We start from the raw sequence: 24,855 nt of genomic DNA, 5'->3' as shown, positions 1-24,855 counted from the left end.
GAAAGTCGTCATGGCTAAAGATAAAATCGACACCATCGAAAACAAGATCGACGCCAAGGTTCGGGACCTTAAGGGACATGTCAAGGATGCCGCCGGGGGGCTGACGGGCGATATTGGACTTCAGGCGGATGGAAAGCTCGACCAGTTCACCGCACACATGCAGGAAGATTTTGCCGATCTGTATGAGGAAGGTGAAGGCGCGGTTGAAAAAGCGGTGACCTTTGTGCGGGATAAACCCTTGCTTTCATTGGGGATTGTGGCGGTTGTGGGGATTCTGCTCGGCTGGCTTTTCTTCCCTCGCCGTCGTCATTCCTAAAAATCATTTGACCGGGACTCTTGCGCTCCCGGGTAAAAAAATGCTTTTCCTTCCCTACCGAGTCGCAATTGCAGCGACTCGGTAATTTTAACCGAGTCGTTTCAAGCGGACGGGAAGGGATGCAATGCCGGACTTCAGGCGGGAACAACAGCATGGCGGCCTGGTCGCCGGAGTGGATGAGGTGGGCCGTGGCCCGCTTGCCGGTCCGGTTGTAGCCGCCGCAGTGGTGTTTGCCTGTGGCGTGCCAGATGACCTTGCCGCCGTTATCGATGATTCCAAAAAGTTGAAACCCGCATTGCGTGAGGCCATTGCCGGGCGTCTGCCCCATGTGCCCGGTGTGGCCATTGGCGTGGGTGCCGCCTCCACGGCGGAAATTGACCGTATCAACATCTACCATGCGTCCCACCTTGCCATGCAGCGCGCTGTTGCCCGCCTGCCGGTCCGGCCCGACCATGTGCTTGTTGATGGCAACAGAATTCCGGATTTCGGGTGTAGTGCAGAGGCCATCGTGGGGGGGGACGGGGTGAGCCTGTCCATTGCCGCGGCCTCCATTATGGCCAAGGTGGTGCGTGACCGCATCATGGCGCGGCTGAATGTGCGCTGGCCCGATTATGGATGGGAAAAAAATGCAGGTTACGGCACGGCGGTTCATCGCCGGGCTCTGCTGCAAACGGGTGTAACCCCGCACCACAGAAAAACATTTGGCACCGTACGCCAGCAGCTAGAACATTTGAAAACGGAGACCCGGGCATGAGCGGCGCAAAAGCAGTTTCCATGGACCTCCCTCTGGACGAAATCCTGCGGGGTGAATGCGTGGAGACCATGCGCACCTTGCCTTCGGGCTCGGTGGACTGCATTTTTGCCGACCCGCCGTACAACCTGCAACTTCGGGGTGAACTCCGCCGCCCCGACGACAGTGTTGTCGATGGCGTGGATGATGACTGGGACAAATTTTCCGACCTGCAGGAATACGACCGCTTCACGCGGGAGTGGCTGAGCGAGGCCCGCCGCCTGCTGCATAAGGATGGAACGATCTGGGTGATTGGTTCCTACCATAACATCTTCCGCCTCGGGGCCATTCTGCAGGACCTCGGGTTCTGGATTCTGAACGATGTGGTCTGGCGCAAGTCCAACCCCATGCCCAACTTCCGTGGCCGTCGTTTTACCAATGCGCACGAAACGCTCATCTGGGCTGCCCGTAGTCAGGATAGCCGCTACCGCTTCAACTATCAGGCCATGAAGGCGCTGAATGATGACGTGCAGATGCGCTCGGACTGGTATCTGCCGCTCTGCACCGGCAATGAGCGCCTGCGGAACGAACATGGGCTGAAGCTCCACCCCACCCAGAAGCCTGAAAGCCTGCTCCATCGCGTGCTGCTGGCTTCCACAACGGTGAATGATGTGGTGCTCGACCCGTTCTCCGGCTCAGGCACCACGGCCGCCATGGCCCGCCGCCTGCGCCGCCATTTTGTAGGCATTGAGCGCCACCCGGATTATGTGGAAGCCGCCAGAGCCCGCGTGGCCAGCGAAGTACCTTTGGATGATGACGCCATACAGACCACACAGGACAAGCGCGAAGCACCGCGTGTGCCCTTTGGCAGTCTGGTGGAGCATGGCGCGCTTGTGGCCGGAACGGTGCTGAGTGATAAAAAACAGCGTGTTCAGGCTACAGTCGCCGCAGATGGCACGCTGATCAGTGGCGCCAAGCGTGGCTCAATCCATAAAATGGGTGCCATGCTGACCAACGCGCCATCGTGCAATGGCTGGACATTCTGGCACTTCGAGCGTGAAGGCGTGTTGCTCCCGCTTGATGTGCTGCGGCAGGAAAGTCTGGGGGCTACGGTTGCGCTGTAAAACCAGACAGCACGGCATGAAGTTATAAAAAAGGGGGGCACTTTGGTGCCCCCTTTTTTATGTGCAGTCCGGCAAGGCTGACAGATGGCCTAGCTGCCACCAAAACCCAGAAAGCCGATGGAGGGCTGGGCAGCCCCGCCAGCGTGGTCATAGCGCGGATCATGCGCCTTGTTTTTGGTGTCGTCTTCCACATCCACACTGCTGCTGCTCATATGCAGGTTGGATGTGCTGACCGTACCCACGCCATCACTCCCCTGCATGCTGCTGGAATTACGCAGGGACAAAAGCAGGAAGGTAATGGGGTTGCGGTTCAGGTCGATGGACATATCAAGTGGTGTCTGGCCCAGAATATTATGCCCGTTCAGGTCCGCACCACGGTTAATGGCGTCACGCGCGGAGGAAACACTCCCCCGGTTTATGGCCTCGAACAGTGCGACCGTGGGCTCCACATCCTTGTTGGGGTGGCCACCCCCTTCCCCCGCTTCATCATCGCCGCCATCAGCACCGGGAATGGCGGTGGGCGGGGCTGCACGTTTGGCGGCCTTGGCGCTTTCCGACTTTTCGGCGGATTCCGCCGCCGCAGCCTGATCTTCGGCGTCATCAGCAAATGCCGGAACCGCAGCAAACATGACAAGGCTGCTGAACAGCAGAGCGGATGAAACAAGGCGTGGAAAACGGGTCATTGTCTGTCCATCAATACAGGAGCCTCTACCGTATCACAGCCCATGGGAGCGGAAAAGACGCTCCGGGGGTCTATCGGGTCCGTCCTTCCCGCCACCATGCGCCAAACAGCAGCAGAAGGGCGAGCACCATGGCCAGAGGAGCGGGCAGGAGGGGGATGGGTTTTCTGCCCGTTACCAGATGCGCATCACGCTGGGCAAAGCCCAGCCAGTCCGCCCCGTGCAGCGCGCCTGATGCGACCAGTCTTGGGGTGGGGGCATGCAGGCTGGCTGTGCTGTCACCGAGCCAGAAAATGCCCCCGCCACTCTGTTTGACCACATCCGCCAGACGGGTTGCAGTGACGCGCAGGTTGGTCAGTTCACGCGTGTTTTCTGGCTCAGGTGCCGCATAGGTTGTGCGTGTGCCATCAGAAATACGCCAGATACCGGACTCCGTTATGGGCAGTTGTGCTGTCTGGGTGCCTTCCTGTGCGGATGCGTGCATGGGCACGGTGCTGCTCTGCCCGGTGGGGGAGGTCAGGGTAAGGGTGGTGGCCGCAGGTGTGCCCACACTGTGGCGGGTAATGTGGAGCGTATTGGCGCTTATGCTGGCTGTAAGCTGCTCCTCCTCCAGTTCCGGCTCTTTCATCAGCCAGTGCGAAATGCGACGGAGCAGTTCGGCCTGCGGGCCGCCGCCGTCCTCCCCGCGTGACCACAGCCATATCTGGTCAGACAGAAGCAGCGCAATCCGGCCCTGATCAACCCGGTCCAGCACCAGCAGGGGGCTGTTATCGGGTCCATTCATCAGCACCTCACCATGGGTGCTGTCGGGGTGCAGGGCGCGGTACCACGGCCCCCACAGGCCCGGTACGGCTGTAGCACTGTTGACTTGCGCACCTGCTTTTGGCGCGCCGGGAAGTGACGCCGTAACAGGGTGCCTGCGTCCGGTATCGGTCAGGGTGGGGCGGAAGCGGCTGACGAGCATGCTGCTCTGGTCAGGAGTTACGTGGGCGGGCAGCACGTCCCCCACCGGAGTATCCTGCAAGGAGCCGGGGCCAATAAATTCGGGTCCGGCGGTCAGGAGCAGGCCACCCCCGCGGCGGACAAAGCCTGCAATATTTTCCAGATAACTGTGCGGCAGAATATGCCGGTTTTCAAACCCATCAAGGATGATCAGGTCAAACTGGTTGATCTTGTCCTGAAACAGCTCGCGCACGGGGAATGCGATCAGCGCAAGGTCGGACAGGGGGGTGCCATCGTCCTTTTCGGGGGGACGCAGAATGGTAAAGTGGATCAGATCAACCGAAGGGTCCGCCTTGAGCAGCCTGCGCCAGACCCGCTCCCCCTGATTGGGTGTGCCCGAGATCAGCAGCACCTTTAGCCGGTCCCGTATGCCGGTAATATGGGCTACGGTCTGGTTGTTCAGTTCCGAGACTTCCCCCGGCAGGGCCGAGGCGGACAGGCTGACCAGCAACGGCCCCGGCTGGGTTACGGGCACGGTAATATCCTGCGGCATCCCGCTCAGGACAGAAATATGCTGCGGTTCTTCCCCATTCACCCGGACCGTCAGCTCCGCCGGTGTGCCTGCCTGCGTGCCCGGTCCCATGTCATCCACCTGCACGCGCAGTTTGGTGTTCTGGCCTGCAATGGCGTAGGGGGGAGCCTGAAGGATGCTCAGCTTGCGGTCTTTCTGCTCCGTGCTGGCGGTGAGCAGAACGTGCAGGGGCAGGGTTGTGCGGCTGCCATTGTCCTGCATGGGGCGCAGGCGCTCGGGCAGGGTAGTGGGAACATCGCTGACCTCTCCATCAGTAACCATCATGGCCCCGGCAAACTGGGCGGGGGGAATGTCGGCTGCGGCCTGATCCAGCGCGTCAAACAGTTTTGTGCCATCACGTGCTGCACCACGCACGGTTACGGTGCGGAGGTTCAACCCCTCCACCTTGGCCTGCGCCAGTGCGTCCGCCACCTGCCGGGCAATGGCGGCACGCTGGTCCAGCGCCATGGAGGGGGACTGGTCCACTACCAGAAGTGCAGTCTGGGGGAGCGCGCGCCGCTGCTCGTGGTAACGTTGTGGCCCGGCCAGCCACAGCAGCACCATACCTATGGCGCACAGGCGCAAAATGGCTCCCCCCGTGCGCTGGAACAGGCTCCACCCGCACAGGCCCAGTGCCGCAACGCCCAGTATGGCCAGCAGCCACAACGGCAGCAAAGGTGCAAACCCAAAGGAGGCCAGAAGAGTGCTCATGGTTTGTCCTCCAGCCGTTTGAGCAGCATGGGAACATGCACCTGATCAGCCTTGTAGCTGCCTGTTAAGGCGTAAATAACGGTGTTCAGCCCAAAGCGGTACGCCTGCAGGCGCTGGTCACTGCCACCGGGGATAACGGCAAACGGGGTATTGCCCGCACTGTCCACCGCCCAGGCGTGCGCCCAGTCTGCCGAGCCGATAATAACCGGGCTGACATCATCATTCTCGGCGTCTCCTTCCTTGGCGACCCAGATGGGCAGGCCTGCATACCGGCCCGGAAAGTCGTGGAGCAGGTAAAAGGTATGTGCCAGCAGGTGGTGGTCGGTCATGACCACCAGCGGTGGCACCGCAAGGCCGGTTGTAACCCGGCGCAGGGCTGCGGCCGTGCCGGGGGCATCGACGGTAAAGGTGGTGTCAGCTGTGCTGGTGCTGCCGTCCTGCCCCTGTGTGTCAATCAGCAGAATACCGCCGTGGGCCATAAAGGTGTTCAGCGCTGCCGTCATGGCCGGAGTGGTGGTGGCGTCTGCGGTAATCGGCCAGTAAAGCAGGGGGTAGTAGGTCAGGTCATCTGTGCCGGGGTGGACGGCATCGGGGTGCCCCATAACAGCGGAGGTGCGGGCGTTTACAAAGTCGGACAGGCCCTGCAACCCCTCGCGGGAGGCTGTGTCCACGTCCTCATGCCCGGTTACAATATACCCCAGTCTGGTTTCCAGTGCGGCCGGGGGGACTGCGGGTGGCGTGCTCAACTCCTGTGCATGCAGGGGGGATGTTAGTGCACCAAGGGTGGCCACCAGCGCAAGCAGGGTAAGGGGCCGTGGTGCAAACAGCCTGCCTGTGCGCATAAGGCCTACAACCACGCCATCGAGCAGTAAAAGCAGAATGGCTGCCAGCAGGCAGTAACGCCCGAGTGGCAGATCCGGCTTCTGGCCCGAAGCATCCGTAATGGTGCCAACAGGGGGGGCTGGTTGCAGGCTTTGCACACCCGCTGCGGTATTGAGTGCCCGGCGTCCATCCGTGGGGCCATACAGGCCGGGCGGGTGGATGGGGGAGGCAGATGTGGTGGCAAACACATTGCCCTGTATGCCCCGTGCGGTTGGCGGCGGCGGGCCGGCAATGCCCTCACCGTCCAATGTCAGGGCTGGGGAGAGCAGTATATTTTCGGCCGGAATGTTCAGCCCGTTGGCGTGTTCGGTCAGGCGTTGCAGCATGGCTACAAACAGGCCGGACAGCGGCAGGTTGGACCAGTCTGCCGTGCTGCTGACATGGAACAGGATTACCTCCCCCTTGCCCAGTTCGGCATGGGTGACCAGCGGCGTGCCATCAGCCAACCGCGCCCATACATGCGTGCCCAGATCGGTCGAAGGACTGGCCAGCACCTGGCGGGAAACCGTTACATCGGCAGGAATATCCAGCCCCCGGAAAGGGGATTCCTGTTCAAAAGGTGCAAGTTTTTGCGGTGTGCCCCATGTCATGGACCCACCGAGCTGGCGGGCTCCATCCAGCAGGGGCACGGGCAGCAGGTTCCGGGCCGTGTCGTCCGGGCCGGAGGGGCTTGTATCCTGCTGGCTGCCAGCGAGTGCCGGGCCTGCAAAGCGGATGAGCGTGCCACCGTTTTTTATCCATTCCAGAACGGTTTTCTGGCTTTGCGCGCCTGCCAGTGTGCCATCGGGCGCGATCAGCACGGACAGGGGGCGGCTGAGCAAGGCGTCCAGTGTTCCTTCATGCAGGTCTGACAGGGGAGCCAGTGCACGGCGGAGGTAAAAGACAGAGCCAATCAGGGGGGTATCTGCCCCACCGTTGGAAAGCAGGCCAACAGGGTGCAGGCGTGTGTTTTCGTCCAGCAGAACGGTTGTGGCGGCACTCGCAATACCCTGCACACTCAGCGTATCGATCCGGTTGCGTACGGTTATGGGCAGGTTGATGCGTACATCCGCCTGTGTGGCATTGGCCGCTACGGGCACAGGGATTACGGCCAGCGTTCCCCCATCTGTCGCGCGGGCCACAACATGAACAAGCCGGGGCTGCGCCGATGGGAGCATGATCAGGCGCGCCATGGTCCCATCCGACGTGGGGGCAACGGGGGCAAGCACCATGCCTGACTGGGAGGAAAAGCGGATTTCCTGCACGGCACCCCGTGCGCGCAGGGCTTGGGCAAAAGCGTTATCCCCGCTCTGGGCAACGCCATCAGCCAGATAGACAATGCGGGCAAAGGGAAGGGCTGGCAGTTGCCCGATCTGCCGGGCAGCCTGTGCCCGGTCCACACTCCATGGGCTGGGGTGGAGGCTGTTCAGCATCCGCCGCACAGTAGCGGCTGGTTGTGGCGCAGGCGGTATTGCGGAAGCTTCCGCCTGTGGGGCGGTGGTCAGGAGCAGCAGGCTGGATTTTGTGCGCTCTGCATCGTCCACAATGGTTTGTGCGGTGGTCAGGCGGTCGGTCCAGTCTGCGGCACTGAACATACCGTCATCCACCACCAGCAGAACCGGGCCGGGGGTTTGTGTGCCGTCCCGGCTGCCGGGAATAAACGGGCGGGCAAAGCCCGTAATCAGCAGGCCCACAGCCAGCAGGCGCAAGAGCAAGACCCACGGGGGTGAGCGTGCGGCTTCGGTTTCCTTCGGGCGCAGGCGGGCGAGGAAAGCAATGGGGGGGAAAACCTGCTGGCGCGCGCGCGGTGGCGTGGCACGCAGCAGCCACCACACCAGCGGCAGGCAGAGCAGGGCAAACAGCAGGGCGGGGAACTGGAAAATCATACGCGTTGGCTCATCTGGGCATGGAGCGCCAGCAGCGTGGGGAGGGGGGACTGATCGGTCTGGTGGTGTGCCAGCGTGTGGCCGCAATGACCTGTGGTTTGTTCAAGCCACTGGCTGCGCGCTGCGACAAGGGCTGCGTAGTCCGTGCGCAGGCTCTGCACATGGGGCAGCTCCAGCGGGGGCTCGTGCTCAAGCCCGCAAAACTCGGTGCGGCCGGTATAAGGGAGCGTGCTTTCCGCCGGATCGCTAACATGGAGCACATAGGCCCGCGCCGGGTGTGCGGCTAGCTGGTGCAGGCAGTCATGGATATGGGTGTCAGGGCAGAGCAGGTCACTGGCCAGCAGCAGGCGTGCGCGCCGGGGCACAAGGGCGGGCGGGGGGAGTGCTGCATCCATGGGGCTGCTATTGGCTGCCAGCTCGCACAGCCCGAGTGCCAGCCGCTCCAGCGCGTTGGGGGCAGGGGGCAGGGACACAATACCGGAAGGAGAAAGCAGCAGAACCCGCTCGCCATTGCGCAGCAGCAGGGCCGCCATGCTGAGCAGAAGCAGGATGGCGCGGTCCAGCTTGCCGGGCAGGGCATGACCGGAGCGCCATTGCATGGAACCGGAAAAATCGCACCATAGCAGGACTGTCTGCGCCGCTTCGGCTTCGGTTTCACGCACATGGGCGCGGGCTGTGCGGGCGGATTGCCGCCAGTCTATGCGGTTGACCGGTTCGCCGGGCTGTGCCGGACGGTACTGCCAGAATGTGTCCCCCCATCCTGCGCGGCGCTGGGGGTGCCTGCCTGCTGCCAGTGTGGTGGCAATGTGGCTGGCATGGAGCAGCAGGTCCGGCAGGCGGGTGGCCAGTGTTTGGGCTGCACAGGCCATGTCCGCCGTAGCGGAAACCGGGGGGCTGGGCGTGGCCGCCGGGCTGAATGGCGCACCCGCCACGGGCTGGTCCCGGCCCAGAAACCGGCGCAGCAGGGTGGTTGGGATCGGTCGGAACCGGCTCACAGGGTCAACCTAGGGTCTTGAGCAGTCGGGTTATAATATCATCCGTGGTGACCCCCTCGGCCCGGGCGGCAAAGGTTAGTGCCATGCGGTGTGCCAGCACCGGGCGGGCCAGTGCGGCTACGTCATCCAGACCGGGGGAGAGCCTGCCATCCAGCAGCGCGCGCGCACGGCTGGCCAGCATAAGCGTTTGTGCTGCACGTGGGCCGGGACCCCAGGCAATCTGCTCGCGCAATGTGGCATCGGACGTGCTCTGGGGGCGGGCCGCGCGGACAAGGTTTACAATGGCATCGAGCACTTTTTCACCCACAGGCATGCGCCGGACCAGTGCCTGCGCCTGCATAAGGCTTTGCGCGTCCATGACCTGCTGGGCCTGTTTGTTCTGTGCGCCGGTTGTGGCCAGCAGCATGGCGCGCTCAGCCGCAGCATCGGGGAAGCTCAGCCCGATCTGGAGCATAAAGCGGTCGAGCTGGGCTTCGGGCAGGGGGTAGGTGCCTTCCTGCTCCATGGGGTTCTGGGTTGCAAGCACATGAAAAGGTTCAGGCAGGGGGTATTCCATCCCGGCCACGCTTACGCGGTGTTCCTGCATGGCCTGCAACAGGGCGGACTGGGTGCGCGGGCTGGCACGGTTGATTTCGTCCGCCATCAGCAACTGGGTAAAGACGGGGCCGTGCACAAAACGGAAGCTGCGGTGCCCGGTTGCATCCTCGTCCAGAATCTCACTGCCGGTAATGTCGGAGGGCATCAGGTCGGGGGTAAACTGCACGCGGCGGGCGTTCAGTCCCAGCACGGTGCCAAGGGTCGTAACCAGCAATGTCTTGCCCAGACCCGGTGCCCCAACCAGCAGGGCATGCCCGCCAGCCAGAACGGTGGTCAGTGTCTGGCGGATAATCTGGTCCTGCCCGAAAATGACGGTTGAAATTTCCTGCTGGACGGCGGCAAGCCGTTCACAGATACGATCTGCCTCCCGCACTTCTGGGGGGGAGGAAGGCTGTTGTGCCGGGAACGGTGCGTCTGATGTGGTCATGGATCCAGTCTGAATTACATGCAGGGCTTACATCAAGCGGGGTAAGCTCCCTATATCATTGTGCAGAACACAAGGACACGTATTAACAGGATGGTGAGTCAGTGAAAGGTGAACAGGAAAGCGGCCCGCAGGCTCTTTCGTGCCACGATAAGCACGAGACCGATACCCCCGATGCGGCGGAAAACAGGCGTTTGCCGTTTTTGGTCAGGCGGGATGGCGTGTGGCTGTACCGTGGGTCCGAGATCAAGCGCAAGGCCATGTCCTGCCTGTTTGGCTCCCTGCTCACGCGGAATGCGCAGGGTGCTTACCTGCTGCGCACACCATTCGAAAGCGGGCTGATCGAGGTTGAGGACGTTCCCTTTCTGGCGGTGGAACTGGACTGGACCGGCATGGGCCGCATGCAGCGGCTGAGTTTTCGCACCAATATGGACGAAGTGGTGGTGGCCGATTCCGAACACCCGATTCGGACTGTGTGGGACATCCCGCCCGAAGCCTGCCCCGAGGGGTGCCCCCCGTACCTGAGCGTGCGCGCGGGGGAGGGAGCCTACCCGCTGGAAGCCCGCCTGTCCCGCGCAGTATGGTACGAACTGGCTGCTCTGGCCGAACCCGGAGCCTGTCAGGGAGTGCCCTGTATGGGGGTGTGGAGCTGTGGCTGCTTTTTTCCCATAGCGCGGATGGCGGTGGACAATGGGAGCGCGTGACACGCTCATAAACGGGCTGGACCCGTCCCGGCAGGCTGCTCTGGCGCGGTTGTGGCAGGTTCTGCCTGCCATGCGCCTTGTGGGCGGGTGTGTGCGCGACCTGCTGGTGGACCGCCCGATTGCCGATATTGATCTGGCCACCCCCGAACCTCCCGAGCAGGTCATGGAGCGTTTGCGCGCATATGGAGCGCATGTTGTGGCGACCGGCCTGCAACACGGAACCATAACCGCCGTGCTGGACGGCGCTCCGTACGAAATCACGACCCTCCGGCGTGATATGGAAACAGACGGACGGCACGCCGTTGTCCGCTGGACGCAGGACTGGCAGGCGGACGCACAGCGGCGGGATTTTACAATAAACGCCATGTCGGTCGATCAGGCCGGGGTCCTGTACGATTATTTTGGCGGCCAGGCCGATCTGGCGGCAGGGCATGTGCGGTTTGTTGGCGAGCCCGCATTGCGGATTAAAGAAGATGCTCTGCGTATCCTGCGGTTTTTCCGGTTTTATGGGCGCTACGGGCACGGCGCGCCAGACCAGCAGGCCGTGCAGGCCATAACCTGCGGCGTTGCCCTGCTTGATGGCCTGTCTGTTGAGCGGATATGGATGGAACTGCGGCGGATTCTGGCTGGCCCCAATGTGGCAGCCATTCTGCGCCTTATGGACAGCACGGGCGTTCTGGCCCGCATTTTGCCAGAAGGGCATACGCTGGACCGGTGCGTACGCCTGCTGGATGACGGTGCCCCGGCAAACGCATTGCTGCGGCTGGCAGGGCTGACAACGCACACCGCAGCCGTAGCCCGCCGCCTTAAACTCTCCCGCGCCGAAACCGGGGAGCTTGCCGCCTTGAGCAGAGCAGCCCCTCTGCCTGATGTGAGCATGAGCGAGGCGACACTGCGCCGCCTTGTGGCGGAAGAACCGGCGGATGTGCTGGCCGGGCGCATATGGCTGCATCAGGCGGCCCAACCACGTACGGCGGAGGAAAACGCGGCATTTGCACGGCTTCGGCACAGGGTGTGCGGGATCACTGTCCCGGCTTTTCCTGTTGCAGGGCGGGATGTTCTGGCCATGGGGGGGCAGGCCGGGCCGGAGGTCGGACGTATTGTGGGCCTTGTCCGCCAGTGGTGGCTGGATGGCGGCTGCCATGCGGATGCACAGGCATGCCGGGCACAGATCGCGCTGTATCTGGGCACAAAAGCGGCACAAAGCTGAGTTCCGCCCCTTACATGCAGGGCCGAGAGGCTGGTAGAGACAGGGTATGACGTCCCAGCCCCAAGCTCCCCAGCCCGTACCCCGCCCGCATCTGCGCCCTGATGACACGCGTACCCTGCTCATGCGGCTGTGGCGAACCCAGATCAGCCGTTATCCCGCCCGGATAGTCACCGTTTTTATATTTACGGTGCTTATGGCGGTGTTAACGGCGCTGTACCCGCTGGTTATCCAGCGTGCGCTGGATATGTTTGCCACGCGTGACCCGCGTATTCTGTCTCAGGTTCCGTTGCTGGTGGTGGCAATTACGCTGGGAAAGGCTCTGGCCCAGTACGGGCAGACACTGGCAACCCACGGGCTGGTGCTGCTGGTGATCCGTGGCTTGCAGGGGCAGATGTTTGACCACCTGATCCAGACCGACATCGCCCATGTGGAGCGGGAGGCCCCGGCCAAGCTGGCAGCACGGTTTACAACGGATGCCGTCATTATCCGCGATGCCATGATCCGCGCCGTAAGTGGCATAGGGGATGTGGTTACGGTTGTGGGGCTGATTATCTCCATGGTGTACATGGACTGGGAACTCAGCCTGATAGCAGCAGTGCTGTACCCCATAGCGGCCGTTCCCCTTCAGCGGCTGGGCAAACGGGTGCGTAGCGCCTCCAGCGGCATGCAGGAACGGGTGGGGGAGACGGCTGCCTTTTTGACCGAAAGCTTTGCGCAGGCGCGTACGGTGCGTGTTTACAGGCTGGAGGAAAGCGAGGGCGCGCGGGCGGCTCTGTCGTTCAACCATCTGTATCAGGCCATGCTGCGGATTACCCGTGGCCGCGCAAGGGTGGAGCCGATGCTGGAAACGCTGGGTGGTGTGGCCGTGGCCGCAGTGCTGGGCTTTGCTGGCTGGCGGGCCACCAGAGGCGGGGCCACGCTGGGGGATTTTTCCGGCTTTGTGGCGGCTTTGCTGCTGGCTTCGCGCCCGCTGCGTGCCCTTGGTTCGCTTAATGCCGCCTTGCAGGAAGGGCTGGCCGGGCTGGTGCGCATATTTGCCGTGGTGGATGACCCACCAGCCGTGACCGACAGCCCGCAGGCCCGCCCGCTCCCCGCTGGTGGCGGGCACCTTGTGTTTGAGAACGTCCGGTTTGTTTATGCCGATGGCCGCGTGGGCCTTGAGCATTTAAGCTTTGATGCCCGGCCGGGTAGCACGGTTGCGCTGGTCGGCTCCTCTGGGGCGGGTAAGTCCACAGCATTGTCCCTTGTGCCCCGCCTGCATGATGTTTCTGGCGGTCGCATCCTGCTGGACGGAATGGACCTGCGGGATGTGCAACTGGAAAGCCTGCGGGGCAGCATGGCGTATGTCAGCCAGGACCCGCTGCTGTTTGACCTGTCTGTGCGTGACAATATCCTCATCGGCCGACCGGGAGCTTCCGATGCAGAGGTTGCGGCTGCCGCGCAGGCTGCCGCGGCGGAGCAGTTTATTCAGGCCCTGCCTAACGGGTATGATACGGTGGTCGGTCCGGGTGGGCAGCGCCTGTCGGGCGGGCAGCGGCAGCGTGTGGCACTTGCACGGGCCTTGCTGCGTAATCCCCGCCTGCTTTTGCTGGATGAAGCCACGAGCGCTCTGGATAGTGAGAACGAAGCGCTGGTGCAGGATGCACTGGTCACGCTGCGCAAGGGGCGCACAACGCTTATTGTGGCTCATCGTCTGTCTACCGTGCGTTCGGCGGACATGGTGGTGGTCATGAAGGATGGGTGCGCCGTGGAGTGCGGCACGCATGATGATCTGATGCAGCAGGATGGGCTATATGCCCGTCTGGTAAGAACACAGGGGCTGGATCGCTAGAAAACTTCTGGCGGTTTTGCTGGCATAAACGCAAATTATGGGCATGGGAGCCTATGCGGCGCTTGATGCAGGGATATGAACGTGGCACATACTGACCGAACTGGTCGGTCAGAGCATCTGACCGCAAAAATGCCGCGCAGGATGTGTTGGAGAGGGCAAGGAACAGAATGGCCGACGACCATAACGAGCAGTCTTTATCATCTCCCCCTGCGCCGGAGCAGAACAGTGCTGCGGATCAGCCATCAGCCGATAAGCTGCAGGCCAAAAAGAGCAGTCGGGGCAAGGTTATTCTTTCCGGTGTGATTGGCTGTCTGGTTGTGGCAGGCGGGCTTTACTGGTTCATGACCCGTAATGAGGTGGAAACGGACGACGCCTTTACCGCAGGGCGCTCCATTATCATTGCCCCGCATGTGGGTGGCTACGTGACCGAACTGCTGGTGAACGATAACCAGTTTGTGCGCAAAGGCCAGATTCTGGCCCGCATTGACCCGCGTGACTGGGTGGCGGAAAAAGACAAGGCCGCAGCGCAACTGGCCAATGCACAGGCCGCCGCACTGGCGAGCGACATGATGCATCGCGTGGCGCTGCTGGAATTCCCCGGCAAGCTGTTGCAGGCGCAGGGCCAGTTGGCCGATGCCAAGGCGCAGCTTTTCAGGGCGGAAACAGACTACCGCCGCCAGCATGGTGTGGAACGTGCCGCAACGTCCCAGCAGGATATAGATTACGCCAAGGCTGCGCTGGAAGCGGCACAGGCACGGGTCATGGCGTCCGAAGGTGCGGTGCAGATGGCCCTGCCCGTCCAGCCGAGTATTGAAAACGCGGCCGTGCAGATTTCGCAGCAGGAAGCGCAGGTCAGGGCCGCGCAGGCCAGCCTGGTTTCCGCCGCGCTGAACGTGGAATGGACCGTTATCCGCGCCCCGCATGATGGCTGGATTTCCCAGCGTAACATCGAACAGGGCAACTACGTTCGTCAGGGCCAGAGCCTGTTTGCCATTGTGGAACCCGAAGTCTGGGTTGTCGCCAACTACAAGGAAACGCAGATCACCAGAATGCGTCCCGGCCAGAAGGTGGACATCCGGGTGGATGCCTACCCCAGCCTTAAGCTGCACGGGCATATTGATTCGCTGCAAAAGGGCACGGGGGCGACTTTTAGCGCCTTCCCGCCCGAAAATGCGACCGGCAACTACGTCAAGATCGTGCAGCGTGTGCCTGTTAAAATCCTGATTGATGATGGCCTGAACCCCGATCAGCCGCTGGCTCTTGGCCTGTCTGTTGAGCCAACTGTGCATGTAGATACGCAGGGCCATTCCGATGCTCCTCCGTCCGATACGCCTGCCAGCGCAGGCGTGGGTAACGGCGGGCAGACCGCTCCATGAGTGCACAGGCAGGGGCTGTGTCGGCCGGGTGGAAGCCAAAGCATAATCCATGGACCGTTGCGTTTGTGGTGACCATGGCAGCGTTCATGGAGATTCTGGACACCACCATTGTCAACGTGTCCCTGCCGCATATCGCGGGTAGTCTTTCCAGCACGTATGATGATTCAACGTGGACGCTCACAGCCTATCTGGTAGCCAATGGCATTGTGCTCACCATTTCCGGCTGGTTGGGAAAAGTGTTTGGCCGCAAACGCTATTTTCTTATCTGCATTGTCATGTTCACGGTCTCGTCTTTTCTGTGTGGCATGGCGACCAGTCTGGGTGAACTGGTTGTGTTCCGGCTTATGCAGGGGTTTTTTGGTGGCGGGCTACAGCCCAACCAGCAATCCATCATTCTGGACAGTTTCCCCCCCGCCAAGCGTGCGGCGGCCTTTGGGCTGACCGCCATTGCCGCGGTTGTGGGGCCGGTTATCGGCCCGACCCTTGGGGGGTGGATTACCGATAACTTCTCATGGCGGTGGATCTTTTTCATTAACGTGCCATTCGGGTTTCTGACCACAGTGGGGGTTATGACGGTGGTGGAAGACCCACCCTGGGCGCAAAAGCAGAAGGCCCCGGTAGATGTTATTGGCATCAGCCTGATTACTCTGGGCTTTAGCTGCCTTGAGATCATGGTGGACCGTGGGGAGGATGCGGACTGGTTTGGCTCAACCTTTATCCGTATGATGGGTGTTCTGGCTTTTCTGGGTCTGACAGGTGCCGTTTTCTGGCTGCTGCGTACCGATAAGCCCGCTGTGGACCTGCGTGTTTTCAAGGATCGCAATTTTGCCGTGGGTACGGCCCTTATGGGTGCCATGGGGGCTTTGCTCTATGCTTCGGCCATTGTGGTGCCGCAGTTTGCCCAGCAGGTTATGGGGTACACGGCAACCTTGTCCGGGCTGCTGCTTTCCCCCGGTGGTATTGCCGTTATCGTGCTTATTCCCGTGGTGGGTAAGCTGATGACCCTGACCAGCGTGCGCAACGTAATTGCCATAGGCTTTACGCTTATGGGGGTATCCCTGTTCTATTCCGCCCAGTTGCTGCCATTGCTGGATTTCAAACACCTCATGCTGTATCGCATGAGCCAGACGGCGTGTCTGGCTTTTCTGTTTGTGCCGCTTTCCACCATTGCGTATTCCACTATTCCCGAACGGCTGAACCCCGATGCTTCAGCCCTGTTCAGCATGGCGCGTAACGTGCTGGGGTCTTTGGCTATTTCTGGTGCAACAGCCATGCTGACCGAGCGCAAACAGGCGCATCAATCCTATATGGTGGATTGGATGACGCCGTTTCACCAGCCGTTCAATGCGTATCAGGATCAGGTGAGGCAGGCGGCCATAGGGCGTGGCGTGCCAGAAGGACTGGCCGATACCGTGGCGCAGCACACGCTGTTTCAGGAATTTTCGCGTCAGGTGGCCATGTTGTCCTATAATGAGGTCTTCATGATTCTGGGCATTGGCGCATTCCTGTGTGTGCCGCTCTGCTTTTTGCTTTCCCCCATCAGGGGTGATGGAAAAGCCAGAGGTGCTCACTAACGCGCGTCCTATGTAAGACCAGTATTAAAAAAAGCCATTGGTCAGGGGTGTTTGCTCCCAGACCAATGGCTTTTTGTTGCTGGGCCGCTCTGCTGCCGTGCGTTGTGGTGCCGCGAAGGCACGGAGCCCGTGGTTCAGCCTGCTACCGCGTGGTGGGCAAAGTCCCTGACCAGTTGTTCGTAAATCGGTTTTTTAAAACCGACGGAACAGTCGGGCAAAGTTTGCAGGTCAATCCACATCCACGCATCAAATTCGGCAGGCAGGTGGCTGTCTAGCTGAATATCGGCTTCGGTGCCGGTAAAGCGCAGGGCAAACCATTTCTGGGTCTGGCCTCGGTAGCGTCCGCCAAAGGCATGGCCAATGAGCGCTGCTGGCAGATCATACGCGATCCATTCGGGGTGTTCGGCCAGAATATGGACGTGGCTTGTACCAAGTTCTTCCCCCACTTCACGCAGGACAGCGGTGCGCGGGTCTTCCCCTTCGTCTATCCCGCCCTGCGGGCATTGCCATATCCCCTGTGAAAGGGGGCCGCCTGCACCGGGCATGTCGGTCCTGCGGGCAATAAGCACGCGGCCTTCGGCATTAAAAATCAGCGCCCCTACATTGGGGCGGTAGGGCAGGGTGTTTGGGTCAACAGACATTAGTGGCTGCCTCCCATCATGCGGGGGGCCGGGTTGATCAGGTTGACGTGCATCTGGCCGTTGCTGGCAGGCTGGGGCAGGCTGGCCGGGTCGGTGGGCTGGATAAGCTGGCTGACTGGCACCAGCGTTATGCCCACATCCTTGAGGTGGGGCAGCCACGCCCGCAGGCAGGCCAGAGCAACAGGGCGCAGGGGGCCAAGCACACCAATGGCGCGCCCGTTCTGGCGGGCAAGCTGCTGGAGTTTGAGTAACTGGATGTCGATATTCACAATATCTTCGTCGGTGTTGATGCTCACATCCGCCGAACCGACTGCATTACTGCTTTCGATATGGGTGTCGGGGCTTGCGTTCAGGTAAAGCAGCCCGCGCTGGTCCAGAGCTGAGAGAATGGATTTGAACCCGCTGGAATTGGGGAACCCGCCACCATTCTGCCCGTCAAAAGCATTGGTGACCCCCACATATCCCGCCAGATGAGACAAGGACCAGTTCAGGTTTTCCATGTTCTGCTGGGCAGAAAGCAGAACGCCCAGTGCCTTGGGGCCTTCGCTGTCGGCGGAGGTATCCTTGCCCGCAGAGGCCGTTTTTGCGGCATCTCCCTGCATGGGGAGCGAGAGCAGAAGTTCATGCTGGTGCTGGCGGGCTGCCTCCATAATGGCATCCGGGTCCGCCACATAAGGAGAGACGGCAAGGGATACCTGACCGGGCAGGGCGGCAATGGCTTCTTTTGTCAGGTCTTCAGACTGGCCAACACCATCCACCAGCAGGGCCACCATTGGAGCGCCGGGGGGCACGTCCACGGTGGGGGCTGCGTAAATCTGCCGTGGCAGGGCGCCATGAGGCCCGCGCTTGGGCAGGGGGAAGCCACCCGGTCCTACGGTCCTGTCCAGTAGCCCCGCCTGCGGGGAGGGAATGTTGACAAGGTGAGCACCAGTGCCGGTTTTAGTGCCCGGTTCTGCCTGAGTATCAATATCGTCCCCACCGGCAATCAGGTGGGGTGGTCCCATCATCTGGAGTGCCAGAGCCAAGACAGCCGTAGCAGCAAAAGCCCCGCCCCAGAAGCGGATGAACAGCCGACCATTGGCTGGCAGTTGCTGCCATAGGGAAGGTGTCTGCATGACCACTGCCTTGTACCTGCTACGCGTTAGTTATGGGCTGAACAGTCGGTTTTGGCCGCTGGCTTGACCGGGGGCAGGGATGCCGTGGGGTCGGGGGCTGGCAGGCCAGCCATGGAGCGTACAACACGCAGGCCTTCCTGTAACTGGAAGTCCGTATTGGGCTTGTTGTATTCAAACTCCGGCCAGTTGGCGGGGGGCTGGTCGGGAATGATCTTGGCAATGGCGGGCAGGTCCGTACGGGGCTGCGCCTTGGTCTGGTTACCACCCTGATTTTTAAGGATATGCTCAAGGTCCGCTTCACGCAGGCTGAAGGCGGGGTCTTCTCGCGTTTCCTTGACCACAATATCAGGCGTAATGCCCAGCGCCTGAATGGAGCGGCCCGAAGGCGTGTAGTAACGCGCGGTGGTCAGGCGAACGGCCCCGTTGCCGGGAATGGGAATAATGGACTGCACGGAGCCCTTGCCAAAGGTGCGTGTGCCAATCAGCACGGCGCGATGGTGGTCTTGCAATGCGCCGGACACAATTTCCGATGCGGAGGCCGAGCCACCGTTGATCAGCACCACCATGGGCAGGTCATCCGTAATATCCGTACCATGCGCATCCCAGCGCTGGCTGTCCTTGGCGTGGCGTGCACGGGTGGAGACAATCTCGCCCGAGCGGATGAAGCTGGAGGAAACCTCTACCGCCTGATCAAGCAGGCCACCGGGGTCATTCCGCAGGTCCAGCACCAGACCGCCCAGCTTGCCACCCGCCTGCTGCTTGAGGGTGTTGTAGCCCTTGAGCAGTTCTTTTTCTGTGGTTTCATTAAACTGGGCGATGCGCAGGTAGCCAATCCGGTCATACAGAGCGGATTTGACCACGTCGATATGAATGATCTCACGCGTCAGGGTGACTGTAATAGGCTTGGGTGTTTTTTCGCGCACAAGGGTCAGGGTAATTTTGGTATCAGCCTTGCCGCGCATTTTTTTAACCGCTTCATCCAGCGGTGTGCCGTCTATGGTGTGGCCATCCACGGCAATAATGTAGTCGCCCGGCTTGATCCCTGCGCGAAAGCCCGGTGTGCCATCAATGGGGGATACAACGCGGATGTGGCCGTCCTGCTGCTGGAGTTCCAGCCCAAGGCCGCCAAATTCGCCTTTCATCTGCACCATCATGTCATCATACTGTTTCTGGGTCATGTATGAGCTATGGGGGTCCAGACCGCTGAGCATGCCGTTCAGGGCGTTGGTGATCAGGTCCCGGTCGGAAACAGGCTCAACATAGTCCGCCCGCACAAGGTCCAGCACCGTACCAAACAGGGTCAGCAGGCGGTAGGTTTCCGCATGGTTGGTGGTGGGGGAGGCGTCCGGGGTGGTGCTTTCCGCCTGAGCCGGTGTGCTCAGGAACCCAGCGCCATTGTGGTATCCGGGGTGAAAAGTCAGGGCAAGGCCGGTCATGGCTGCGGCGCCGAGCATCAGACCTGTGCGGAACTTCATGCGATCTTGTCTCCTGTCGCAGGGCTTTGCCCGTGCGCTTGTTCTTCCTGTCTTTTCAAATACGCGCACCAACCAAAGTCGTGTGCATTGCGCGCCGTGCCGGAGCATGGCGGCATATTGCGCAAGACTAGCGTGTTCCGCAACAGAGGGAAACAGCCTGAGCGCGCAACCCGTCTCTCTCTTTACAGAAACGGAGCGGGGTTGACGGTTTTTTGTCCGTTACGCAACTGAATGAAAAGGGTAGCGGAACTGCCTGCTGCACTCATGTGTCCCACGGGTGCGCCTTTTGTCAAACTCTGTGCAGTGTCCACGCTCAACTCGGAAAGTCCTGCCAGAACAAAGCGGTAATGTCGCCCGCAGTTTAAAATAACCATCTGCCCATAGCTGCGGAACGCCCCGGCAAAGTCCACACTGCCAGAACAGGGGGCGCGCACACTTGCACCCGGCGGGGTGCGGTAGGTCATGCCGGTTGTGGGGCCGGAATCGCTGGCGACCCCCCAGCCCGAAACCAGTTTGCCAGCAACAGGCTGTGCCCCCGTACCCGTGCTGTGTTCAGCCAGACCCGGCCCCTCGTTCTGGCTGAGTGTGGCTTCCTGCTGGCGGGCAGTCCGTGCCCGCTCGGTCTGATGGGCCTGCTCGGCGGTGGCAATTTCGCGCTGCAGGGCGGCACGGGCGGTTTCTTCCAGTGCATCCAGCCGGGCAATCGCATCCTGCAGGCTGGAGGCGCGCTGGGTTGCGGCAAGCAGTTGCTGCGCAGTACTCTGGGCCAGTTTGTTGGCCTGCTGCTGGGTTATGCGGGCACGGGCCGCCTGCTGGCGTACGGTATCACGCTGCTGGCGCTGGTTCTGCTTTAGCCCTGCAAGGGTCGCGTACTGGGCGGAAAGGTCCGCATCTACGGCACTCAGGCGCGCCTGCTGAGCCCGCATGCCCTGTGCCTGCACCTCCATCTGGCGTGACAACCCCCGCAGGATCAAAAACCCGGTTACGGCCTCCCCCTGTGGTACAGGGGCTGCGAGAAGGGTATCGGATGGGTAAAGGGATAAGCGTTCAGCCAGTGGCAGAATGGGGGCTAGGGCCTGTGCGCTGGTGCGCAGGGCGTTTTGCAGGCCACGCTGCTCATTCCGGATTGCGTTAATGCGTTCGCTCAGGTCGGAGATCTGCTGTTCCGTATCATGCAACTGGCTGGTTGCGGCAACAGTTGCCGCAGACAGGGCGAGTGCCTGATTTCTGGCCTGCATGGCCGCTGCCTGTGCGGCTTCGTTTTTAAGGCGGGAAGCCTCTATGGCTGCTGCCTGCCGTTTTTTTTCCTGCTCCATGGCCAGATGCTGCGCGCGGGCGGCTTCTACCGCCGCCTGTGCCTGCAAAACGGAATGCCCCACCTTGCCGTGGACTGGAGGGCGCGTATTGGGCAGCGTATCCGGGGCCGGTGCGCCCGGTTGGCTGGCGTGCTTTTTTTTGTGCACGCTGGTGGCCCCTGCCTGCCGGGCATGGCGTGTGTGCTCTGCCCCCCAGACTGCCTGAAGAGGGCAGAACAGGCCCACCCCCAGCAGCAATGCTGCCCCGACCAGTGTGCCACCTGTTTTGGCAGAAGGGCCTGTGGCGTAAAAAAATGGCCGGGGAGTGCTCATTCAGTGCGCAAGCAGGGACTGGCCTGTCATTTCGGCGGGTTTGGGCAGGTTGAGGGCATCAAGCAGGGTAGGGGCCAGATCAGCCAGTTTGCCGCCGTCATGCAGTTTTGTTGCGCTGGCCCCAGCAACAATAAAGGGCACAAGGTTAAGCGTATGGGCGGTGTGCGGGCCGCCTGTCTGCGGGTCTTTCATGGTTTCGCAGTTGCCGTGGTCGGCTGTTACCAGCAGGATTCCGTGTTCCTCCTCCAGCGCGCGGGCAATGCGGCCCAGCCCGGTATCCACGGCTTCCACGGCGGTAATGGCCGCGGCCAGCACCCCGGTATGGCCTACCATGTCCGGGTTGGCAAAATTGAGCACGATCAGGTCGTATTCCCCGCTTTTAATGGCGGCTACGGCCTTGTCGGTCAGTTCCGGGGCCGACATTTCGGGTTGCAGGTCGTAGGTGGCCACTTTGGGGGAGGGCACCAGAATACGGTCTTCGCCTTCAAACAGTTTTTCGCGGCCACCATTCATGAAGTAGGTGACGTGCGGGTATTTTTCCGTCTCCGCCATACGGAGCTGGCGGAGACCTGCCTGCGCGACTACCTCGCCCAGCAGGTTGGTCAGTTCTTCCGGCGGGAACAGAACGGTCATGCGCCCTGCCAGAGCATCGCTGTAATGGGTCATGGCCAGAGCTGCGGCAAAATGCACCGTTTTGCTGCGGGCAAAGCCTGCAAAATCCGGCTCCAGCAACGTATCCATCAACTGGCGGATGCGGTCTGCCCGGAAGTTGAAGGACAGAATACCATCCCCATCCTGCATGCCCGCATAGCCTGCCAGCACGGTGGGGAGAATGAACTCGTCCGATACATCCTGCGCATAGGCCGCATCCACAACCTCTTCCGGCGTATTGGCCTGCGGGCCGGTGGCGCTGACCAGAGCGTTGTAGGCTTTTTCCACCCGGTCCCAGCGTTTGTCGCGGTCCATGGCGTAATAGCGGCCCGAGATGGTGGCAAGTTGCACACCGGCAGGCAAAGCCGCGCGGAGCTGTTGCAGGTAGGTGTGTGCCGAGCGGGGGGCTGTATCGCGGCCATCGGTAAACAGGTGCAGGGCTACGGGTACGCCTGCGTCACTGACAATACGGGCAAGGGCTGCGGCGTGGTCCTGATGCGAATGGACCCCACCTGTGGAAATCAGCCCCATAAGGTGGCAGGTGCCACCGGTTTTTTTGAGCGTGGCGATAAAATCAGTCAAAACCGGATTGCGCGCCAAGGACCCGTCCTCAATGGCGGTAAAAATACGCGGCAGTTCCTGCATGACCACCCGGCCTGCGCCAATATTGAGGTGCCCGACTTCCGAATTGCCCATCTGCCCCGCAGGCAGGCCCACGTCCTCCCCGCTTGTGCGCAGGAAGCTGTGTGGGTTGGCCTGCCACAACTGGTCAAAGTTGGGTGTTCTGGCCAGATGCACCGCGTTGTCTGACGGGTCTTCACGCCAGCCGAACCCGTCAAGAATGACCAGCATGGCAGTGCGCTTGGGAGGCTGAGGGATGGAGGACATGGTGTTGGACCTCATTTTTATGTTTTTTTGGTTCTGCGTGAATAATGCCACCAAAACGCGGGGAAGATAAAGAGGTCGCGCAGCAGGGCAGGCGGGTGGATACAAAAACGGGGTGGTGGAACAGCCTCCACCACCCCGTTCAGGGTTTATTCCAAAGTGCCATCCGGCCTTCAGGCCCTGCGTACGATGTAGGTGCGTTCCAGTGCTTTGGTAATAAGGGCTGCGTGTTCGGGATCACGCGCTTCTATCATCACCTCAAGCTGGGCGGCCTGCACGGAGGGGGCGGCAAAAAGCCTCTGGTGCGAGACTTCTATAATATTGCCGCCAGCTTCCCCGATGGTTTTGGAAATATCGGCCAGCACGCCGGGGCGGTCGGGAATTTCCATAACCAGCCGCAGGATGCGCCCGTCGCGGAGCATGGCGCGCAGGAGGGTGTTGGCCAGAATACGGCTGTCAATGTTCCCGCCAGAGATGGGAAGAGCCACCTTTTTACCCCGGAACAGGTCAGGGTAGGTCAGCACGGCGGCAAGAGCAGCGGCTCCGGCCCCTTCGCTCACCTGTTTTGCGCCTTCGGCCAGCAGGGTAATGGCGTTTTCAATCGCGCATTCGGAAACAACCAGAACCTTGTCCACCTGCTTGCGAATGATCACATCCGTCTGCTTGCCAATCTGGAGTACGGCAATGCCTTCGGCAATGGTGGAACCACCATTGGGGTGTGTGGCCGGGCCGGGGAAAGCCGCAAGGGAATCGTACGATTCAACCTGCACGCCAATCAGCTCCATGTTCGGGCGCAGTGCGCGCGCAGCAATGGAGCAGCCCGCCAGCAGGCCACCACCCCCAATGGGGGCGACCAGCATGTCCAGCTCGCCCGCATCTTCCAGCAGTTCCAGTGCGCAGGTGCCCTGGCCTGCCATAACGGCGACATCATCATACGGGTGTACAAAGGTCCGGCCTTCGCGCGCCTGCATGTCCTGTGCAAACATCAGGGCTTCGGCAAAGGTTTCCCCTTCCAGTATCACGCGCGCACCCCAGTTGCGGGTGCGTACCACTTTGCCGGTGGGCGTGAACTTGGGCATGACAATCACCGCGTCAATGCCCAGCAGGCTGGCATGGCGGGCCACACCCTGTGCGTGGTTGCCAGCGGATACGGCAATAACACCGCGTGCGCGTTCCTCCGGGGTCAGCAGAGCCAGCTTGTTGGCGGCCCCGCGTTCCTTGAAGGAACCAACGGCCTGAAGGTTTTCCAGCTTGAGCGTAATATCCGCCCCCGTTGCGCGGGAGAGCGCATGGGAGGGCAGTGTTGGCGTGCGGATAACCTTGCCACGAATGCGCTCGGCCGCGGCGGTGACATCTTCGAGGGAGATCATGTCAGACAAATTTGACGGACAGGATTTCGTAAGTCCGGTCCCCGCCGGGAGCGGGTACGGAAACGGTGTCACCTTCCTGCTTGCCAATCAGGGATTTGGCGAGCGGGGAGGAGATGGAAATCTTGCTCTGTTTGATGTCCGCCTCGTGCAGACCCACGATCTGGTAGGTGATTTCCTTGTCCGTATCTTCGTCAACAAGGCACACGGTCGCACCGAACTTGATGTGGCTGCCAGACAGGGAAGAAGGCTCGATCACCTCGGCGGTGGAGATCAGTTCTTCCAGTTCCTGAATACGCCCTTCAATAAAGGACTGGCGCTCGCGCGCGGCATGGTATTCAGCGTTTTCCGAAAGGTCGCCATGGCTGCGGGCTTCCGCAATGGCGCGGATAACAGCTGGGCGTTCTTCTGATCTCAGCTTGCGCAGCTCGTCTTCAAGCTGAAGCAGACCCTTGCCCGTCATTGGAGTTTTCTGCAAGACGTGTCCCCAGAATAAAAGCTGCCGGGCCTGCTGGCCCGGCGCAGTAGTTACACAATAATCGCGTCGGGTGACGCCTCACA

20 protein-coding genes are annotated in these 24,855 nt (G+C 61.3%); 8 read left to right on the top strand and 12 right to left on the bottom strand.

Translation table 11 applies throughout. From position 1 onward, the window contains the following. Positions 1-10: 10 nt before the first annotated feature. From HNR55_RS01635 to HNR55_RS01625, 3 genes are all read left to right on the top strand, one after another. The gene (locus tag HNR55_RS01635) at positions 11-316 is read left to right on the top strand and encodes a DUF883 family protein (RefSeq protein ID WP_166110436.1); all 306 of its coding nucleotides are present in this window, start codon (positions 11-13) and stop codon (positions 314-316) included. 124 nt (positions 317-440) lie between these two features. After that, positions 441-1,070 carry a ribonuclease HII gene (locus HNR55_RS01630; protein ID WP_166110433.1) on the top strand — a complete coding sequence of 210 codons (630 nt, stop codon included), beginning with the start codon at positions 441-443 and terminating at the stop codon, positions 1,068-1,070. After that, entirely contained in the window at positions 1,067-2,170 is a 1,104-nt protein-coding gene (locus HNR55_RS01625) for a site-specific DNA-methyltransferase (protein WP_166110430.1), read from the top strand. Before HNR55_RS01630 ends, HNR55_RS01625 begins: the two co-directional genes overlap by 4 nt. 89 nt (positions 2,171-2,259) lie before the next feature. Here HNR55_RS01625 and HNR55_RS01620 read toward each other — a convergent pair whose 3' ends face one another. From HNR55_RS01620 to HNR55_RS01600, 5 genes are all read right to left on the bottom strand, one after another. Continuing rightward, positions 2,260-2,853 (bottom strand): ankyrin repeat domain-containing protein, encoded by a 594-nt coding sequence (locus tag HNR55_RS01620; RefSeq protein WP_242005377.1) that lies wholly within the window; start codon positions 2,851-2,853, stop codon positions 2,260-2,262. A 70-nt stretch (positions 2,854-2,923) separates the two neighbouring features. Next, complete coding sequence (locus HNR55_RS01615) at positions 2,924-5,074, bottom strand: VWA domain-containing protein (protein WP_166110426.1); 2,151 nt, start codon at positions 5,072-5,074, stop codon at positions 2,924-2,926. Continuing rightward, positions 5,071-7,821, bottom strand: coding sequence for a DUF4159 domain-containing protein (locus HNR55_RS01610; protein WP_166110423.1), 2,751 nt, complete (start codon positions 7,819-7,821; stop codon positions 5,071-5,073). Before HNR55_RS01610 ends, HNR55_RS01615 begins: the two co-directional genes overlap by 4 nt. Continuing rightward, entirely contained in the window at positions 7,818-8,816 is a 999-nt protein-coding gene (locus tag HNR55_RS01605) for a DUF58 domain-containing protein (RefSeq protein ID WP_253544978.1), read from the bottom strand. The genes HNR55_RS01610 and HNR55_RS01605 overlap by 4 nt, the downstream gene beginning before the upstream one ends. 4 nt (positions 8,817-8,820) lie before the next feature. Then, positions 8,821-9,840 (bottom strand): AAA family ATPase, encoded by a 1,020-nt coding sequence (locus HNR55_RS01600; protein WP_166110420.1) that lies wholly within the window; start codon positions 9,838-9,840, stop codon positions 8,821-8,823. Positions 9,841-10,031: 191 nt separating this feature from the next. Here HNR55_RS01600 and HNR55_RS01595 point away from each other — a divergent pair, with 191 nt between their 5' ends. The 5 genes from HNR55_RS01595 to HNR55_RS01575 all read left to right on the top strand — a co-directional run bounded on the left by HNR55_RS01595 (position 10,032) and on the right by HNR55_RS01575 (position 16,532). Then, a complete protein-coding gene (locus tag HNR55_RS01595) occupies positions 10,032-10,541 on the top strand; it encodes a DUF1285 domain-containing protein (protein WP_194300188.1) in 510 nt (169 codons plus the stop codon). After that, entirely contained in the window at positions 10,528-11,751 is a 1,224-nt protein-coding gene (locus tag HNR55_RS01590; RefSeq protein ID WP_166110415.1) for a CCA tRNA nucleotidyltransferase, read from the top strand. Before HNR55_RS01595 ends, HNR55_RS01590 begins: the two co-directional genes overlap by 14 nt. A 46-nt stretch (positions 11,752-11,797) precedes the next feature. Continuing rightward, entirely contained in the window at positions 11,798-13,582 is a 1,785-nt protein-coding gene (locus HNR55_RS01585; RefSeq protein WP_166110412.1) for an ABC transporter ATP-binding protein, read from the top strand. Positions 13,583-13,749: 167 nt separating this feature from the next. Further along, positions 13,750-14,958, top strand: a complete 1,209-nt coding sequence (locus HNR55_RS01580; RefSeq protein ID WP_166110409.1) for an HlyD family secretion protein — start codon at positions 13,750-13,752, stop codon at positions 14,956-14,958. Then, positions 14,955-16,532 (top strand): DHA2 family efflux MFS transporter permease subunit, encoded by a 1,578-nt coding sequence (locus HNR55_RS01575; RefSeq protein WP_166110406.1) that lies wholly within the window; start codon positions 14,955-14,957, stop codon positions 16,530-16,532. Before HNR55_RS01580 ends, HNR55_RS01575 begins: the two co-directional genes overlap by 4 nt. Positions 16,533-16,666: 134 nt before the next feature. On the opposite strand, the gene HNR55_RS01570 is transcribed toward HNR55_RS01575, so the two are convergent. The 7 genes from HNR55_RS01570 to greA form a co-directional block, all read right to left on the bottom strand. After that, complete coding sequence (locus HNR55_RS01570) at positions 16,667-17,173, bottom strand: RNA pyrophosphohydrolase (RefSeq protein ID WP_166110403.1); 507 nt, start codon at positions 17,171-17,173, stop codon at positions 16,667-16,669. After that, complete coding sequence (locus HNR55_RS01565) at positions 17,173-18,288, bottom strand: divergent polysaccharide deacetylase family protein (RefSeq protein WP_166110400.1); 1,116 nt, start codon at positions 18,286-18,288, stop codon at positions 17,173-17,175. Before HNR55_RS01565 ends, HNR55_RS01570 begins: the two co-directional genes overlap by 1 nt. 26 nt (positions 18,289-18,314) lie before the next feature. Beyond that, a complete protein-coding gene (locus tag HNR55_RS01560; protein WP_166110397.1) occupies positions 18,315-19,763 on the bottom strand; it encodes a S41 family peptidase in 1,449 nt (482 codons plus the stop codon). Between the two features lie 182 nt (positions 19,764-19,945). Further along, positions 19,946-21,391, bottom strand: a complete 1,446-nt coding sequence (locus HNR55_RS01555; RefSeq protein ID WP_166110395.1) for a murein hydrolase activator EnvC family protein — start codon at positions 21,389-21,391, stop codon at positions 19,946-19,948. Next, entirely contained in the window at positions 21,392-22,930 is a 1,539-nt protein-coding gene (gene gpmI, locus HNR55_RS01550) for a 2,3-bisphosphoglycerate-independent phosphoglycerate mutase (RefSeq protein ID WP_184382508.1), read from the bottom strand. Positions 22,931-23,100: 170 nt separating this feature from the next. Beyond that, a complete protein-coding gene (locus tag HNR55_RS01545) occupies positions 23,101-24,297 on the bottom strand; it encodes a threonine ammonia-lyase (protein ID WP_166110392.1) in 1,197 nt (398 codons plus the stop codon). Position 24,298: 1 nt separating this feature from the next. Next, on the bottom strand, positions 24,299-24,772 hold the full coding sequence (gene greA, locus HNR55_RS01540; RefSeq protein WP_166110389.1) for a transcription elongation factor GreA: 474 nt from the start codon (positions 24,770-24,772) through the stop codon (positions 24,299-24,301). Positions 24,773-24,855: the final 83 nt, after the last annotated feature.

It is taken from the genome of Acetobacter lovaniensis, from assembly GCF_014207635.1.
Taxonomy (GTDB): domain Bacteria; phylum Pseudomonadota; class Alphaproteobacteria; order Acetobacterales; family Acetobacteraceae; genus Acetobacter; species Acetobacter lovaniensis.
The sequence above is the reverse complement of the archived record's forward strand: the minus strand, read 5'-3'. Positions and strand labels throughout refer to the sequence as shown.